The organism is Pseudodonghicola flavimaris (assembly GCF_030164425.1).
GTDB classification, from domain to species: Bacteria; Pseudomonadota; Alphaproteobacteria; order Rhodobacterales; family Rhodobacteraceae; genus Pseudodonghicola; species Pseudodonghicola flavimaris.
In genome coordinates this window covers 96,596-112,149 of the sequence record NZ_JASNJD010000011.1, presented here as the reverse complement: position 1 = coordinate 112,149, position 15,554 = coordinate 96,596, and the positions used below count along the sequence as shown (strand labels likewise).

The following is a 15,554-nucleotide window of genomic DNA, read 5'->3' as shown; positions in this document are numbered from 1 at the left end:
GCTTGGGTAGCGCAAGACGGCGCAGGCGTCCATGCGGTGTTTGCCCGATCCGGCTCAGACCGAGGGCCCCTCCAGCCAGCGCCGGGGATTCTCCTCGGCGATGCGCCGGAAGAGCGGCTCTCCCAAGGCATTGCGCAGCCGGAAGCAGACCGCCTTCTCGCTCAGCCGCTCCTGCCGGGTCATGTAGAAATCCGAGCCGAACAGCACCCGGTCCTGCAACCGTTTCGACGCCGGATCGCGACCGTTCAGGAACAGCTGCAGAAAGGGGATGTAATCGTCGAAGTGAAACAGCGTGTAGGAGATATCGGTCCAGAGGTTGGGAAACGCGCCGCTGCCGATCATCCGCCGGATCTGCACCTGCCAGTTGGCCGCGCCCGAAGGTTCGGTGCCGTCGGCGTAGGCCTGCCAGTCCTTCTGGCCGCCGAAATGCGCCAGACACAGCCGCATCTGCGGAAAGGCGTGCAGCACCGGCAGATAGGCCTCTGGCCGGGTATAGAGATCGGCCTTGTAATCCTCGACCATGCGGCCCTGCACGCCGCCGCGCGAACAATGGGTCATCACCGGCAGGCCCCGCGCCACCACCTCGGGATAGACCCGTTCCATCAGGTCGGGGTGATCGGGTGGATAGCCCAGCCGGGGATAGAGCTTGAGTCCCTCGAACCCCAGATGGGTGATCGCCCGCAGCGCCTCGTCGACACTGCCGGGCGCCAGCGGGTTGACCTTGGCGAAGGGGATTACCGTGCCCAGATGCGCATCGCTCTGCCGCAGGCGGTAAAGCTCGTCATGCTGGTCCTTCAGCCCCACCGGCACCGGGCCATAGCCGGTGTTGGCCATATCCATCGGCAGCACGACAAAGCGGGTATTGGCCGGGTAGTGGCGTTTCACGTCAGCGAGGATATCGGCCTGGGTCGCCCGCGCCCCCTGCTGCTGGAACTGATAGAGCCGCTCCAGCCGGTCGGCCAGGCGTTCCCGCCCCATCCAGCCGGCCAGCCGCGCCAGACCGCGGATCAGATGCGGCGCCCGGCGAAACGGGCGCAGCCAGCGATAGGGGAAATCCCGCGGCACATGGTCCGAGGTGAAGGTATGAATATGGCAGTTGACGATGCGGATGGGGGACATGGGCGAACTCTTTGACGAAATACCCCGTCAGTCTGCGCCCGTGCCCCCGAAAATCAAGTCCTGCGGAAGGTCAGGTAATGCGGCACCCGCCCCTCGCGCAGCGCCTTCTGCTCATAGCGGGTCGACAGCCAGTCGTCCCAGGGCTGGCGCCAGTCGGCGGGCCGTTCCGCCAGCCATTCGAAGCCGGCCTTCGGCACTTCCTCCAGCGTCTGGCGCACATAGTCGGGAATGTCGGTGGCGACCCGAAAGATCGCGCCCGGCTTCAGTACCCGCGCCAGCGGCTCAAGATGTTCCTGGGTCACGAACCGGCGGCGGTGGTGCCGCTTCTTCGGCCAGGGATCGGGGTAGAGCAGGAAGGCGCGGCTGATCGACTGATCGGGTAGTACATCCATCAGGTCGCGCGCATCGCCCGGATGCACCGCGACATTCTCCGCCCCGGCCTTGCGGATCTTGCCCAGCAGCATGGCGACGCCGTTGATGAAGGGTTCCGCGCCGATGATGGCGACATCCGGGTTCTGCACCGCCTGATGCACCATATGTTCGCCACCGCCGAAGCCGACCTCAAGCCAGACCGGCCGATCGCCGAACCGCGCCGCCAGATCCAGCGGCGTGCGCGCCGGGTTGTCCTCCCAGCTGACCGGTCCCGGCGACAACGGCGCCAGGTCCTCGTCCAGATAGAGACGCTGGTTCTTCTTCAGGGTCTTGCCGTGGATACGGCCATAGAAATTGCGAAAGGGGCGGTCGGGGGTGCTGGTGCTCATGCCGCGCCGTTTAGCGATCTTGCCGAGTCGGGGCAACGGCTGTCGCGGTCGCTCACTCGGTCAGAACGCCGGCCTGGAACAACTCCAGCCGGGAGGGATACCATTCATCGTCGTTGGAGACCGCCTTGGTGCGGATCGCAAAGGCCGGGTCCACCCCGCGCGAGATCATATAGGCCAGATGCTTGTAGGTCTCCGCCTGGGTATCCTCATAGACCCAGGAGGCGAATTCATAGGGGGTATCCCAGCCCCGCGATTCGCGCTGGCTCTCGTAATAGTCCTCGATCGCGGCGGCCGACCATTGCCGGCGGTGAAAGCCGATCTTCGAGCCCAGCAGCATGCGCCGCGACGTGCCGGCCAGAAAGACATTGACGCAGGAACTGACGCAGCTGCCCGAGACCACGGTATCGAGCCCGAAGTCGATCACGATCCGGGCCATTTCTTCGCTGGCGAAGACGCCGCCGCCGGTGCTGTTCAGTTCCAGCACCTTGATGCCGTCATTGTCCCGCAGCAACGCGCGCAGCCGGTCGATATCCTCATAGGTGATCTCCGCCTCTTCCCCCTCCACCGTGGTTTCGGTGTCGTAGATCAGGGTGACGCCGTCGACGCTGAACTTGGCCAGACCGGCATCGTCCTGCTGCGCCACGGCGGCCAGCGGCAACGCCGTCAGCAGGGCTGCGATTGCGGCACGGAGCATGGTCTTTCTCCCGGTCGATCAAGGGCCTGCCCCATCTATGACCTGCCCCCGGCCCGAATGTCCATGGCAAGGCGCCCGGCCCGAAAAAAAGGCGGGCCATGGCCCGCCTTTCGATCCATTCGCACTGCGTTCAGCCGGCCTCAGACCGCTTTTTTCAGCGTCTCGACCAGATCGGTTTTCTCCCAGCTGAAGCCACCGTCGGCATCGGGCTCGCGGCCGAAATGGCCATAGGCGGCGGTGCGCTGATAGATCGGCTTGTTCAGCTGCAGGTGCTGACGGATGCCGCGCGGGCTCAGGTCCATGGACTGCGAAACCGCCTTTTCGATCACCTCGTCGGGCACTTCGCCGGTACCGTGGGTATCGACATAGATCGACAGCGGCTTGCTGACGCCGATGGCATAGGACAGCTGCAGGGTGCATTTATGCGCCAGCCCGGCGGCAACCACGTTCTTCGCCAGATAGCGCGCCGCATAGGCCGCCGAGCGGTCCACCTTGGTCGGGTCCTTGCCCGAGAAGGCGCCGCCGCCATGCGGGGCCGCACCGCCATAGGTGTCGACGATGATCTTGCGGCCGGTCAGGCCGGCGTCGCCATCGGGACCGCCGATCACGAAGGTGCCGGTCGGGTTGACCCACCATTCGGTTTCCTCGGTGATCCAGCCCGACGGCAGCACTTCGCGGATATAGGGTTCCACGATCTGGCGGATGTCGTCGCTGGTCTGGCTCTCGCTCTCGTGCTGGGTCGACAGCACGATGGAGCTGACGCGAACCGGCTTGCCGTTCTCGTAAACCACCGAAAGCTGGCTTTTCGCATCCGGGCGCAGTGTCGGCTCGGCGCCGGATTTGCGGGCCTCGGCCAGACGGCGCAGGATCGCGTGGCTGTACTGGATCGGGGCGGGCATCAGTGCCTCGGTCTCGTCGGTCGCATAACCGAACATGATGCCCTGGTCGCCGGCGCCTTCGTCCTTGTTGTCGGCGGCATCGACGCCCTGGGCGATATGGGCCGACTGCTCGTGCAGGAAGTTCAGCACGTGGCAGGTGTTCCAGTGGAACTTCTCCTGCTCATAGCCGATGTCGCGGATGCAGTCGCGGGCGATCTGGCCGATCCGGCCCATGTAGTTCTTCAGCCGCTCCTGATCCGAAAGACCGACTTCACCGCCGATCACGACCATGCCGGTGGTGGCAAAGGTCTCGCAGGCGACACGGGCTTCGGGTTCCTCGGCTAGGAAGGCGTCGAGGACCGCGTCGGAGATACGGTCGCAGACCTTATCCGGATGGCCCTCCGAAACGGACTCGGAGGTGAAGATATAGTTCTTTCGGGTCATGAAAAGCGCTCCATTGATTTTCCCTCTGTCACGCCAGGAAGCCGTTGTGACAGGCACCTAGAACCGGTACGCGCCTGATCGGCACGGGTCAATCGCTATTTGCGGGAGAGCCCGCGACGCCGCAGGGCCCAGAGGGCGAGCGCCGCCAGGACGAGCAGCCCGAACACCGGCCAGTCCCCGGTGCGGGCATAGAGCGTCGGGGCCAGCGGCTGCGGCAGCAGCGCATCGGCATAGCCGGCCTCTCCCAGCGGCAATTCGGTCAGGATCCGACCGCGCGGGCTGATCACCGCCGAAATCCCGGTATTGGCGGCGCGCACCATCGGCACCCCCTGCTCCACCGCCCGCATCCGCGCCTGCGCCAGATGCTGATAGGGGCCGGACCGGGTGCCGAACCAGGCGTCGTTGGTGATCTGCAACAGCAGCCGCGGCCGTCCCGGCGCCGCGTTGACGTCCTGCGGGAACACCGCCTCATAGCAGATCAGCGGCAGCGCCGGGCCGAAATCCCCCAGCCCCATCAACTCTGCGCCCGGCCCGGGGCTGTAGCCCTGGCCGGCCTGGGCGGCGAATCCATGCAGCCCGAAGCGGTCGGCGATATCGCCCAGCGGCATATATTCCCCGAAGGGCACCAGGTGGTGTTTGTCGTAGACCCCGGCCAGCCGGCCGTTGCCGTCCAGATGCGCCAGCGAGTTGTAGATGCGCAGATCCTCATAGCGCTGGATGCCCAGCACCACGTCGGCGCCGCGCGCCGCCTCGGCGATCCGGGCGAAGGTGGGGCCTGCCTCCTCCAGCCAGACCGGCACCGAGCTTTCCGGCCAGACCACCAAGTCGGGGCGCGGATCGGCGGCGGTATATTCGATCTGGCGACGGAAGAAGACCGGCATCCACTGCGGGTCCCATTTCTGGTCCTGCCGCGCATTGGGCTGCACCACCCGCACGGTGTGACCGGTCAACGCCGGCTCTGGCAGCCGGGCACATGCCAGAGCGGCAAGCCCCAGCAGCGCCAAGGGCAACAATGACAGCAGACGGTGCCGCCGGGTGACCAGCGCCGCACCGGGCAACAGCGCGGCCAGCAGCGTCGTCAGCGCCAGCCCCTGCGGGCCGATCCAGGCCAGAAGCTGCAATAGCGGCGTCGCCGTCCAGACCTGCGCCAGCGCCGCCCAGGGAAAGCCGGTGAGCAGATAGGCGCGGCCGAATTCCGCCAGCGAAAGCACCACGATCAGCGCCGCGATGCGCGCCCCCGGCCGCGATGCGGCGCGGAAGCCGCCCCAGAAGGCCGCCCCCCAGAACAGCGCCAGCCCGCCGGCCATCAGCACCAGCGCGAAGGGCGCCATCCAGCCATAGACCTCGGGTTCGACCAAGAACGGCTCGACGATCCAGGACAGACCGTTGGCGAACCAGCCGGTGGCGAAGGCCCAGCCGATCAGCGCCGCGTCCCGCCCCCGCCCGGCCGACAGGTAGAGCGCCGGCAGCGCCGCCAGCGCCAGCAACGCCAGCGGCCAGAGCCCGAAGGGCGCCAACCCAAGAGCGCCAAGCGCCCCCGCCCCCGCCGCCAGCCCCAGCCGGCGCCAGAGCGGCCAGCGGCCGATCCCGGTCATCCCACCGCCGCCAGATCCGGCAACCGCACCCGCAGGCGTTTGATCCGTCGCGGATCGGCGTCGATCACCTCGAACTCCGGCCCGTCGGGATGCACCACAACCTCGCCGCGCGCCGGGACCCGGCCCGACAGCATGAAGACCAGACCGCCGAGCGTGTCGATCTCCTCTTCGTCGACATCCTCGTGATTGGTCAGCGACCGGCCGATCTCTGCCTCGAAATCCTCCAGCGGCGCCCGCGCCTGGGCGATGTAGACGCCGGGTTTTTCCTTCATCCAGAGCTTGTCTTCGTCGGTGTCGTGCTCGTCCTCGATCTCGCCCACGACCTGTTCGATCAGATCCTCGATCGTCAGCAGACCGTCGACGCCACCGTATTCGTCGATCACCAGCGCCATATGGCGGCGCTCCGACTGCATCTTCTGCAACAACACCCCGATGGGCATCGACGGCGGCACGAACAGCAGCGGCCGCAGCATCGAGCCCAGATCGAACTCTGCCTCGTCATCGCCGTTGAACCCATGCGTCAGCGCCAGATCCTTGAGGTGGACGAAACCCAGCGGCGTGTCCAGCGTGCCCTCGTAGACCGGGATCCGGGTCATGCCGCTTTCGCGGAAGACATTGACCAGATCTTCCATGGAAATCGTATTGGGCACCGCCACGATCTCGGCAGTGGGGATGGCGACATCCTCGACCCGCATGCGGCGCAGGTTGATCATCCCATGCGGCCTGTGCACCTGCTGATGCGGCTCATGCGTCTCAGGCGCTGCCTGAGTCTCCTCGGTTCCCGAGAAAGCTTCCAGAATCCGTCCTAACAGTCCCGGCCTCTCGCCGGTCTCACCCGTGTCGCTGTCCTGTTGCGCGCTCTGCGCTGCGATAGAAGAGTCGTCGTCGCCCATTGGTCCTATCCGAAAAGAGCCCTAAGGCCCGTCAGAGGCATTATATGGGTCATTCAACCCCAGACTGCCAAGTATTTCGATCTCCAGACCCTCCATCAGAGTGGCATCGGGGTCACGGATATGGTCGTAGCCCAGCAGGTGCAGAAGCCCGTGGATGATCAGATGGGTGCAATGGTCGGCAAGGCTCTTGCCCTGTTCCGTCGCCTCGCGGGCGCAGGTGCCATAGGCGATGGCGATATCGCCGAGCGGAATTTCCCCGGTGAAATCCGGCTCCGGCAGGTCGGGGATGCCGCCCGGAGCCTCGGCGGCCAGCTCCTCGGCCGGCCAGCTCAGCACATTGGTGGCGGTGGGCTTGTCGCGAAAATCGGCGTTCAGCGCGGCGATGCGGGTATCGTCGCAGGCCAGCAGCGCGATCTCGCACAGCTCGGGGTCGAGCCCGAGATGGACGAGCGTCGCAGCCACTGCGCGCTGCGCCAGTGCGGCGAGGTCGAGCGCCTCCCAGGCCGGGTCTTCGATGTCGAGCTCTAGTGTCATGGCGCGGGCTTTACGGCAGCCGGCGGGAGGGGGCCAGCCCCCTCTTGGCCTGCGGCCAATTCACCCCCGGAGTATTTGCACAGAGAAGAAGCCACAGGGCGCCCCGGCGGTCAGGCGTCGGCCTCATAGGCCTTGATGATGGCGGCGACCAGCGGGTGGCGCACCACATCGTCGGCGGTGAAGTAGTTGAAGCTGATGCCCGGCACCTCGCCCAGAAGCCGCTCCGCATCCCAGAGGCCGGAGGGCACCCCGCGCGGCAGGTCGACCTGGCTGCGGTCGCCGGTGATCACCATGCGCGAGCCTTCGCCGAGGCGGGTGAGGAACATCTTCATCTGCATGGTGGTGGCGTTCTGCGCCTCGTCCAGCACAATGAAGGCATTCGACAGGGTGCGGCCGCGCATGAAGGCGAGCGGCGCGATCTCGATCCGCTTTTCCTCCATCAGCTTGGCCAGCTGCTTGCCCGGCAGGAAATCGTTCAGCGCATCGTAGAGCGGCTGCATGTAGGGATCGACCTTGTCCTTCATGTCGCCGGGCAGATAGCCGAGCTTTTCGCCGGCCTCGACCGCCGGGCGGGCCAGGATGATGCGGTCGACCAGACCGTTGATGAACATGCTGACGCCGACGGCGACAGCCAGATAGGTCTTGCCGGTGCCGGCCGGGCCGATGCCGAAGGCGAGCTCGTATTCGAAGAGCGAGCGGACATAGGCCTTCTGTGCCTGGGTGCGGGGTTCGACCGGCTTCTTGCGGGTCTTGATCTCGATCGGGCCGCCCTTGAACATCTCCAGCTGATCGCCGTCGCGGGCACCGCCGCCCGCCTCGGCGCCGCCCATCCGCAATTCGCGGTCGATATCACCGGTTTCCAGCGCCCGCCCGCCTTCCAATCGTTCGTAGAGCGCCTGCAGCACCTGGGCGGCCTGATCCTGCGCCGCCTCCTCTCCGATCACCTCGAGCTGGTTGCCGCGCCGGTGGATATGCACCGAGAGGGCGCGTTCGATTTCGGCCAGGTTACGGTCATGTTCGCCGCAGAGATCGATCAGCAGGCGATTGTCAGGAAATTCGATCAGCACCTGCCGCGGTGCTGCGTCGGTATGCGGTGGGGTCAGGGCACCAATGGCCAATCCACTCTCCTTGTGTCAGGCTCCTGTTTCCAGCCTGCCAAGATCGCTGTCATCGCGCAAGCGGGCGGCGCGCGTTTTCGCCGATTTGACACGAAAAAAAGGCCGCCCCCCGGGGGACGGCCGCGATGCGGGCAAGGGCCGGACCGCCCCCGCGATCAGATCGCAGATCAGATGGTATCGGGCACCCAGGAGCCTTCCTTGAAGGGGCCGGTGGCGGTGTTCGGCGGCGCCACACCGGAGCAGACCGGCTTGCCATCCGGGCTGAGCCGCTGCGACAGATAGCCTTCGACGCCATCGTCGATGATCCAGTGATCGCAGCCGTTGGGATCGACCCAGATGCCGGCTTTCAGCTGGCTGAGGTCCTTGGTGTCGAAGATGTTGCGGTCGCGGGTCTTGTCGGTGGCCTCGCAGGCGGCGAGGGTGCCGAAGGCAGCGATGAGGGCGACGGATTTAACCAGGTTCATACTCTCTCTCCTCACTGCACGCAGATGATTTCGACCCGACGGTTCTGCGCCATGTTGGCAGCAGAGGTATTCGGCACCCGGGGGTCGCGTTCGCCGTAGCCGCGCACATCGAAGACCGGCGCCCCGACCGAGCGGGCAACCCGCGCGACCGAGTTGGCACGGTTGATCGACAGGCGCATATTATAGGCGTCGGAGGCACGGCTGTCGGTATGGCCGGTGATGATGTAACCACGGGCGCCGGCATTGCGGAAGAACTGGCGCAGCCGCTCTTTGCCGGCCTCGTTGATGTAATACTTGTCGGTGGCGAAGAACTGATCCGCCGGCAGCGACCCGCAGAGATTGCCACGGCGGCAGACCGGGGTGCCATCCCGGCGCACATGCGGCGTCATATAGCCCTCGGCGCCGTCATCCATCACCCAGTGTTCGCAGCCATCGGGATCGACCCAGATGGTGGGAATATATTTCTCGCCGACAACGGTGCGGGTCCCGGATTGCGCCTCCGCCACGGTGGCAAAGGCAAACGCCAGCGCCAGTGCGGCGATCAGCGCCGTCGTCGCGCGCGCCGCCAAATTCTCAATCACCTTCGATATTTTCACCTTTTATCCCCCGAATATGACGCAGCTTCCCGCAATTGGGGACGCCCCCGTTGGTAATGCGGCAAGGTTAGGAAAAATCACGTATTTTGTGAAGTAAAAAACCACCACATCTTGTGGGGTCATGCGCGCAGGCCACCAGAGACAAGCACATTTCACTCAGCCCCGACGGGTTCGCCGCATCGAAACGACCGCCCCGGCCGGGACGGCCCTCAGCCGCTGCCGCAAGGCGCGGGCCGGGCACGGGGCGCCACGGCCGGCGATCCGACCCGCAGCTTAGCGTAGGATGCGGGTCTTGGCGCGGATTTCCGGCGACTCGTAATAGATGCGGATCATCTCCGCTTTCATCGCCTCCTTGTTGTTCACCAGCCGGTCGTCGCGGCAGATGCGCTCGGCGATGGCATGAGCGTTGGGATAGTCGTAGCCGAAGTCGATCAGGCTATCGATGAAGTTCGAATTCGGCCGGTCCCAGATCACGTCCTTCCAAGGGCCGCGAAAGCAGCTCACGATCATGGTGTTTCCGTCTGCGGTCAGCTTGTAGGCCTCAGCCGATGCTTGCGTTGCCAGAGCGCCCAGAAGGGCCGCGGCGATCATCACTCGTCTCATTCGAGACCTCCGAAATCGAGAATTCCTATGCGTTGCGGCTCCACCGGACGTTTGCCACCTCGTTGCCGAGATCGGGCGTGAGCTCGCTCCATCATACGCTCCGCGGGGGGCCTGGCAAAATTTTCATTAAGATTAGACTAAAACAGGAAACAGTGCCGAGGCTCCGTAGGAACATGTGCGCCCTGCGGAACAAACACCCCCATGATCTGGGGTCGGGACATCGGATCGCAGGCCGAATCGTGGTCAGATCCCTGCGGAGCGTCCTGCCCGGGCCGACCGCTCAGCCCAGCACTTCGCCGGCGAGCGAATTCGGGCCGGAGCTGACGATGCGTACCCGCGCCAGATCGCCCGGGACGACGGCATCGCTGTCCACATGTACCGCGTGCAGGTAATCGGACTTGCCGACCATCTGCCCCGGCAACCGCCCCGGTTTTTCGAACAGCACACCGACCTCACGGCCGACCATGGCATCCTGCAGCGCCCGCTGCTGGCGGGTCAGCAGCGCCTGCAGCCGCTGCAGACGATCGTCTTTCTCGGCCTCGTCGACCTGCGACCGCTCCGCCGCCGGCGTGCCGGGACGGGTGGAGTACTTGAACGAGAAGGCAGAGCCGTATTGCACCGCCTCGACCAGCGCCAAAGTGTCCTGGAAATCCTGTTCGGTCTCTTCCGGGAAGCCGACGATGAAATCGCCCGACATATGCAGATCGGGCCGCGCCGCGCGCAGCCGCTCGATCAGCTTCAGATAGCTTTCGGCGGTATGCGACCGGTTCATCCGCTTCAGGATGCGATCGCTGCCCGATTGCACCGGCAGATGCAGGTAGGGCATCAGCTTTGGACAGTCGGCATGGGCCTCGATCAGGTCGTCGGCCATGTCGTTGGGATGGCTGGTGGTAAACCGGATCCGCTCCAGCCCGTCGACATCGTTCAGCGCCCAGATCAGCCGCGCCAGCGACCAGTCGCCATCCGGGCCGGCACCGTGATAGGCATTGACGTTCTGGCCCAGCAGCGTGATCTCGCGCACGCCGCGTTCGACCAGATCGCGCGCCTCGGTCAGGATGCGATCGACCGGGCGCGACACTTCGGCGCCCCGGGTATAGGGCACCACGCAGAAGGCACAGAACTTGTCGCAGCCCTCCTGCACGGTCAGGAAGGCGGTCGGGCCGCGTTTCGCCTTGGGGCGCGATTTCAGCTTCTCGAACTTGTCTTCCTCGGGGAAATCGGTGTCGAGCGCCTTTTCACCCGCGCGCGTCTTCGCCTCCATCTCCGGCAGGCGGTGATAGGACTGCGGCCCCACCACCAGATCGACAAGCGGCTGGCGGCGCATGATCTCCTCGCCCTCGGCCTGGGCGACGCAGCCGGCGACGCCGATCTTCAGATCGGGATTGGCCGCCTTCAGCCCGCGGAACCGGCCCAGTTCGGAATAGACCTTCTCCGCAGCCTTCTCACGGATGTGGCAGGTGTTCAGCAGGATCATGTCGGCATCGTCGGGGCGCGAGGTCTCGACATAACCCTCTCCGCCCAGGGCCTCGGCCATGCGCTCGCTGTCATAGACATTCATCTGGCAGCCATAGGTCTTGATATAGAGTTTTTTCGGCGCGGTCATGATCTCAGGGTCTCGCAGGGTCTGGGCGCTCCGTCGCGTCGGGCAGGCGGACGAAGCCGGGCGGCTTGCAATGGCGGCCCGAATACCCGAATCTTCGCGGAAACGCCAGCAAGGCGCAATCGCCCGCAACCGGACACCGCCGGGCGGGCAACAGAGCGGGCAGAGCGACATCATGATCCACGATTCCCTCGACAGTTTCCTCGGCCGGGGCAAGGCGGCGCTGGCCAAGGGGCCGGTGGCGCTGATCTTCGTCGAGGATGCCACCGAGATCGCCACCACCCTGCGCCACCACCTGCAATGCCGCTTCGCCAGCGTGGTGGCGCTGATGCCCGATGCCTTCGCCCTGCCCTCGGATCTCGAGGCGCAGATCCACCGGGTCCGGTTCGACTGCAGCGCCCCCGCCGCGGTCTTCGCCGCCGTCAACCGGGTGATCGCGGCAGCGCCCGGCATCTGGCTCTATTATGGCTATAACGCGGAATATCTGTTCTACCCCTTCTGCGAGACCCGCAGCATCGGCGAAATGCTGACCTTTCACGCCGAGGAACGCCGCGATGCCATGCTGACCTATGTCATCGACCTCTACGCCGACGATCTGGAGCAATCACCCGATGCGGTCTCGCTCGACCGGGCGCATCTGGACCGCTCCGGCTATTACGCGCTGGCACGGCCCGATCCGGTCACCGGCCACCCGCGCGAACGTCAGCTGGATTTCTTCGGCGGGCTGCGCTGGCGCTATGAGGAGCATATCCCCAAAGCCAGCCGCAAGATCGACCGGATCGCGCTGTTCCGCGCCGTGCCGGGGCTGGAACTGCAGCCCGATCACACCTTCAACGATCAGGAATACAACACCTATTCCTGCCCCTGGCACCACAACCTGACCGCGGCGATCTGTTCGTTCCGCACCGCCAAGGCGCTGAAATCGAACCCCGGATCGACCTTCGACATCCCGACCTTCCGCTGGCACAACTCCACTCCCTTCGAGTGGCATTCCCGGCAACTGATGGATCTGGGGCTGATCGAGCCCGGCCAGTGGTTCTGAGCCGAAGCTGAGCCCGGGCCTGAGGCCACGCACCCGGGTCAAATCGCGGACGGGGCGCTGCCCCGGGACGCGCGATCCGGTGCCCGTGGCTTCTTTTCTGCAAAAATACTCTGGGGGTGAGGACCCGCAGGGTCCGAGGGGGCAAAGCCCCCTGACGGGCGCGCGCCCCGTCAGGGGCACGCGCGGAGGGCCTCAGCCCAATGCGGCGTCGCAGCGGGCGCAGACCCCGGCATGGGCGTGATGGCCGACATCGGGCAGGATTTTCCAGCAGCGCTGGCATTTCTCGCCATCGGCCTTCTCGAAGACCACGCCGACCCCCTCGACCTCCGGCAGGCGGAAGGCCTCCTGCGGTTCGGGATCGCCGGTCAGCGTCAGCCCCGAGGTGATGCAGATATCGGCGAAATCCACCGATTTCAGCGCCGCCAGCACCGCCGCATCCTCGACATGGACCATCGGGGCGGCCTCCAGGCTGGCGCCGATCACCTTCTCGCTGCGCTGGATTTCCAGCGCCGCAGTGACCACCCGGCGCACCCGGCGGATACCGGCCCATTTCGCCGCCAGTTCCGCGTCGAACCATTCCTCCGGGGTGTCCGGAAAGTCGACCAGGTGGACCGAGCTTTCGCCGCCGGGGAAGCGCTCCAGCCAGACCTCTTCCATGGTGAAGACCAGGATCGGCGCCAGCCAGGTGGTGAGCCGGTGGAACAGCGCATCGAGCACCGTCAGCGTCGCACGGCGGCGCGGGGTGTCGCCGTCGCAATAGAGCGCGTCCTTGCGGATGTCGAAGTAGAAGGCCGAGAGTTCCACCGTCGCGAAGGTGAAGACCGACTGGAACACCGACTGGAAGTCGAAGGCGGCATAGCCGTCGCGCACCACCTTATCCAGTTCGGCCAGACGGTGCAGCACCCAGCGCTCCAGCTCCGGCATCTGGTCCGGCGCCACCCGGTCGGCTTCGGAGAACTCGCCCAGGCTGCCCAGCATGAACCGCAAGGTGTTGCGCAGGCGGCGATAGCTGTCGGCGACACCCTTGAGGATTTCCGGCCCGATCCGCTGGTCGGCGGAATAATCGGTCTGCGCCACCCAGAGCCGCAGGATATCGGCGCCGTACTGCTTGATCACCTCTTCCGGCACGATGGTGTTGCCGAGCGATTTGGACATCTTGTTGCCCTTCTCGTCCAGCGTGAAGCCATGGGTGACCACGTTGCGATAGGGCGCGCGGCCGATGGTTCCGCAGGCCTGCAGCAGCGAGGAATGGAACCAGCCGCGATGCTGGTCGGTGCCTTCCATATAGACATCGGCGATACCGTCTTCGGTGCCGTCCGCACGGTCGCGCAACACGAAGGCATGGGTCGAGCCGCTGTCGAACCAGACGTCGAGCACATCGAAGATCTGCTCATAGGCCTCCGGGTCGGCGGCATCGGCGATGAACCGCGCCTTGGCACCGTCCTTGTACCAGGCGTCGGCGCCCTCGGTCTCGAAGGCCTCGGCGATGCGGGCATTCACCGCCGCATCGCGCAGCAGGAAGTCGGGATCGGTCGGCAGCGCGCCTTTCTTGACGAAGCAGGTCAGCGGCACACCCCAGGCGCGTTGCCGCGACAGCACCCAGTCGGGCCGGCTTTCGATCATCGAATAGAGCCGGTTGCGCCCGGTCTGCGGGGTGAATTTCACCAGCTCGTCGATCGAGGTCAGCGCCCGGCTGCGGATGGTGGTGCCGTAGCTGTCCTGGCCGTCGCCGATGGTGCGGTCGATGGCGGCGAACCATTGCGGCGTGTTGCGATAGATCACCGGCGCCTTCGACCGCCAGCTGTGCGGATAGGAGTGCTTGATCTTGCCGCGCGCCAGCAGACCGCCGACCTCGGCCAGCTTGGCGATCACGGCGGCGTTGGCGTCGCCCTCCCAATCACCCTTCTTGGGTTTGGCCCGCAGGATGCGCTTGCCTCCGAAGAAGGGCAGATCGGCGCGGAAGGAGCCATCGTCCATAACGTTGTAGGTGATCACCTGATCCAGCATGCCGAGCCCGCGATAGAGTTCGTATTCCTCCATCCCGTGGCTGGGGGCGCAATGCACGAAGCCGGTGCCCTCGGTATCGGTGACGAAATCGGCGGCGCGGAAATCGCGCAGGTCGTCCCATTCGCCATTGCCGCCTTCGACGCCGGCCAGCGGGTGGGTCAGTTTCACCCCCTCCAGCTCGGAGACGGGCACATCGCGCAGGCGGGTGTACATGCTGTCGTCGAGCCGGGCGCGGGTCATCACATCGGCGGCCAGGTTGTCGGCCAGGACGTATTTGTCGCCGACATTGGCCCAGCTTTCCTCCGGCGTGCCGGTGACCTCATAGAGGCCGTAGGCGATGTTTTCGCCGAAGACCACGGCCTTGTTCGACGGCATGGTCCAGGGGGTGGTGGTCCAGATCACCACATAGGCACCGGCCAGCGGGCCGTCTCCGGGCTCGGCCACCTTGAATTTCACCCAGACGGTGAAGCTCTCCTTGTCGTGATATTCGACCTCGGCCTCGGCCAGGGCAGTCTCCTCGACCGGCGACCACATCACCGGCTTCGAGCCCTGATAGAGGGTGCCGTTCATCAGGAACTTCATGAACTCCTCGGCGATCACCCGTTCGGCGTGGAAATCCATCGTCAGATAGGGATCGGCCCAGTTGCCGGTGATGCCCAGACGCTTGAACTCCTCACGCTGGATGTCGACCCAGCCTTCGGCGAACTTGCGGCACTCCTGGCGGAAGTCGACCACCGGCACGTCGTCCTTGTCGAGCCCCTTGGCGCGATACTGTTCCTCGATCTTCCATTCGATCGGCAGGCCGTGACAGTCCCAGCCGGGGACATAGCGGCTCTCGAAGCCCATCATCTGATGCGACCGGACGATCATGTCCTTGATGGTCTTGTTCAGCGCATGGCCGATGTGCAGGTGACCGTTGGCGTAGGGGGGGCCGTCATGCAGGGTGAAGGGCTTGCGCGCGGCGGCGGTGCCCTCGGCCTCGACCGCCTTGTCGCGCAGCCGGTCGTAGATGCCGATCCGGGCCCAGCGTTCCAGCCATTCGGGTTCGCGCTTGGGCAGGCCGGCGCGCATCGGGAAATCGGTCTTGGGCAGGTTCAGCGTGTCTTTGTAGTCGGGAGTTTCGGCGCACATGGGTGGCGTCCTTCGTCGATGTTCGGATCGGGGAATTTCTGCGGTCGGTGCGATGGCTCAAGCACCTTTGCCCGG

At 65.5% G+C, this 15,554-nt stretch carries 14 protein-coding genes and 1 riboswitch; of the genes, 1 reads left to right on the top strand and 13 read right to left on the bottom strand.

All coding sequences use genetic code 11. From position 1 onward, the window contains the following. Window positions 1–54 precede the first annotated feature (54 nt). The 12 genes from QO033_RS15240 to miaB form a co-directional block, all read right to left on the bottom strand. Complete coding sequence (locus tag QO033_RS15240; protein ID WP_284481840.1) at window positions 55–1,119, bottom strand: amidohydrolase family protein; 1,065 nt, start codon at window positions 1,117–1,119, stop codon at window positions 55–57. Window positions 1,120–1,172: 53 nt separating this feature from the next. Then, the gene (gene trmB / locus QO033_RS15235) at window positions 1,173–1,880 is read right to left on the bottom strand and encodes a tRNA (guanosine(46)-N7)-methyltransferase TrmB (RefSeq protein WP_284481839.1); all 708 of its coding nucleotides are present in this window, start codon (window positions 1,878–1,880) and stop codon (window positions 1,173–1,175) included. 52 nt (window positions 1,881–1,932) lie between these two features. Then, window positions 1,933–2,574, bottom strand: a complete 642-nt coding sequence (locus tag QO033_RS15230) for a COG3904 family protein (RefSeq protein WP_284481838.1) — start codon at window positions 2,572–2,574, stop codon at window positions 1,933–1,935. 140 nt (window positions 2,575–2,714) lie between these two features. Further along, a complete protein-coding gene (gene metK, locus QO033_RS15225) occupies window positions 2,715–3,896 on the bottom strand; it encodes a methionine adenosyltransferase (protein ID WP_284481837.1) in 1,182 nt (393 codons plus the stop codon). Between the two features lie 6 nt (window positions 3,897–3,902). Continuing rightward, window positions 3,903–3,952: riboswitch (SAM-SAH riboswitch) on the bottom strand. 39 nt (window positions 3,953–3,991) lie between these two features. Next, window positions 3,992–5,491: an apolipoprotein N-acyltransferase gene (gene lnt / locus QO033_RS15220; protein WP_284481836.1), complete on the bottom strand. Its 1,500-nt coding sequence runs from the start codon at window positions 5,489–5,491 to the stop codon at window positions 3,992–3,994. Then, window positions 5,488–6,384 carry a hemolysin family protein gene (locus QO033_RS15215; RefSeq protein ID WP_284481835.1) on the bottom strand — a complete coding sequence of 299 codons (897 nt, stop codon included), beginning with the start codon at window positions 6,382–6,384 and terminating at the stop codon, window positions 5,488–5,490. The genes lnt and QO033_RS15215 overlap by 4 nt, the downstream gene beginning before the upstream one ends. Before the next feature lie 21 nt (window positions 6,385–6,405). Then, window positions 6,406–6,918 carry an rRNA maturation RNase YbeY gene (gene ybeY / locus QO033_RS15210; protein ID WP_284481834.1) on the bottom strand — a complete coding sequence of 171 codons (513 nt, stop codon included), beginning with the start codon at window positions 6,916–6,918 and terminating at the stop codon, window positions 6,406–6,408. Window positions 6,919–7,028: 110 nt separating this feature from the next. Then, the gene (locus QO033_RS15205; RefSeq protein WP_284481833.1) at window positions 7,029–8,036 is read right to left on the bottom strand and encodes a PhoH family protein; all 1,008 of its coding nucleotides are present in this window, start codon (window positions 8,034–8,036) and stop codon (window positions 7,029–7,031) included. Between the two features lie 167 nt (window positions 8,037–8,203). Beyond that, a complete protein-coding gene (locus QO033_RS15200) occupies window positions 8,204–8,500 on the bottom strand; it encodes a hypothetical protein (RefSeq protein ID WP_284481832.1) in 297 nt (98 codons plus the stop codon). A gap of 11 nt (window positions 8,501–8,511) precedes the next feature. Then, a complete protein-coding gene (locus tag QO033_RS15195; protein WP_407682121.1) occupies window positions 8,512–9,090 on the bottom strand; it encodes an OmpA family protein in 579 nt (192 codons plus the stop codon). A 279-nt stretch (window positions 9,091–9,369) separates the two neighbouring features. Then, complete coding sequence (locus QO033_RS15190; protein ID WP_284481831.1) at window positions 9,370–9,699, bottom strand: hypothetical protein; 330 nt, start codon at window positions 9,697–9,699, stop codon at window positions 9,370–9,372. Between the two features lie 280 nt (window positions 9,700–9,979). Continuing rightward, window positions 9,980–11,302: a tRNA (N6-isopentenyl adenosine(37)-C2)-methylthiotransferase MiaB gene (miaB, locus tag QO033_RS15185; RefSeq protein WP_284481830.1), complete on the bottom strand. Its 1,323-nt coding sequence runs from the start codon at window positions 11,300–11,302 to the stop codon at window positions 9,980–9,982. A gap of 172 nt (window positions 11,303–11,474) precedes the next feature. On the opposite strand from miaB, the gene QO033_RS15180 reads away from it, so the two are divergent. Next, the gene (locus QO033_RS15180; protein WP_284481829.1) at window positions 11,475–12,341 is read left to right on the top strand and encodes a hypothetical protein; all 867 of its coding nucleotides are present in this window, start codon (window positions 11,475–11,477) and stop codon (window positions 12,339–12,341) included. Between the two features lie 192 nt (window positions 12,342–12,533). On the opposite strand, the gene ileS is transcribed toward QO033_RS15180, so the two are convergent. After that, window positions 12,534–15,479: an isoleucine--tRNA ligase gene (ileS, locus tag QO033_RS15175; RefSeq protein WP_284481828.1), complete on the bottom strand. Its 2,946-nt coding sequence runs from the start codon at window positions 15,477–15,479 to the stop codon at window positions 12,534–12,536. Between the last annotated feature and the right edge of the window lie 75 nt (window positions 15,480–15,554).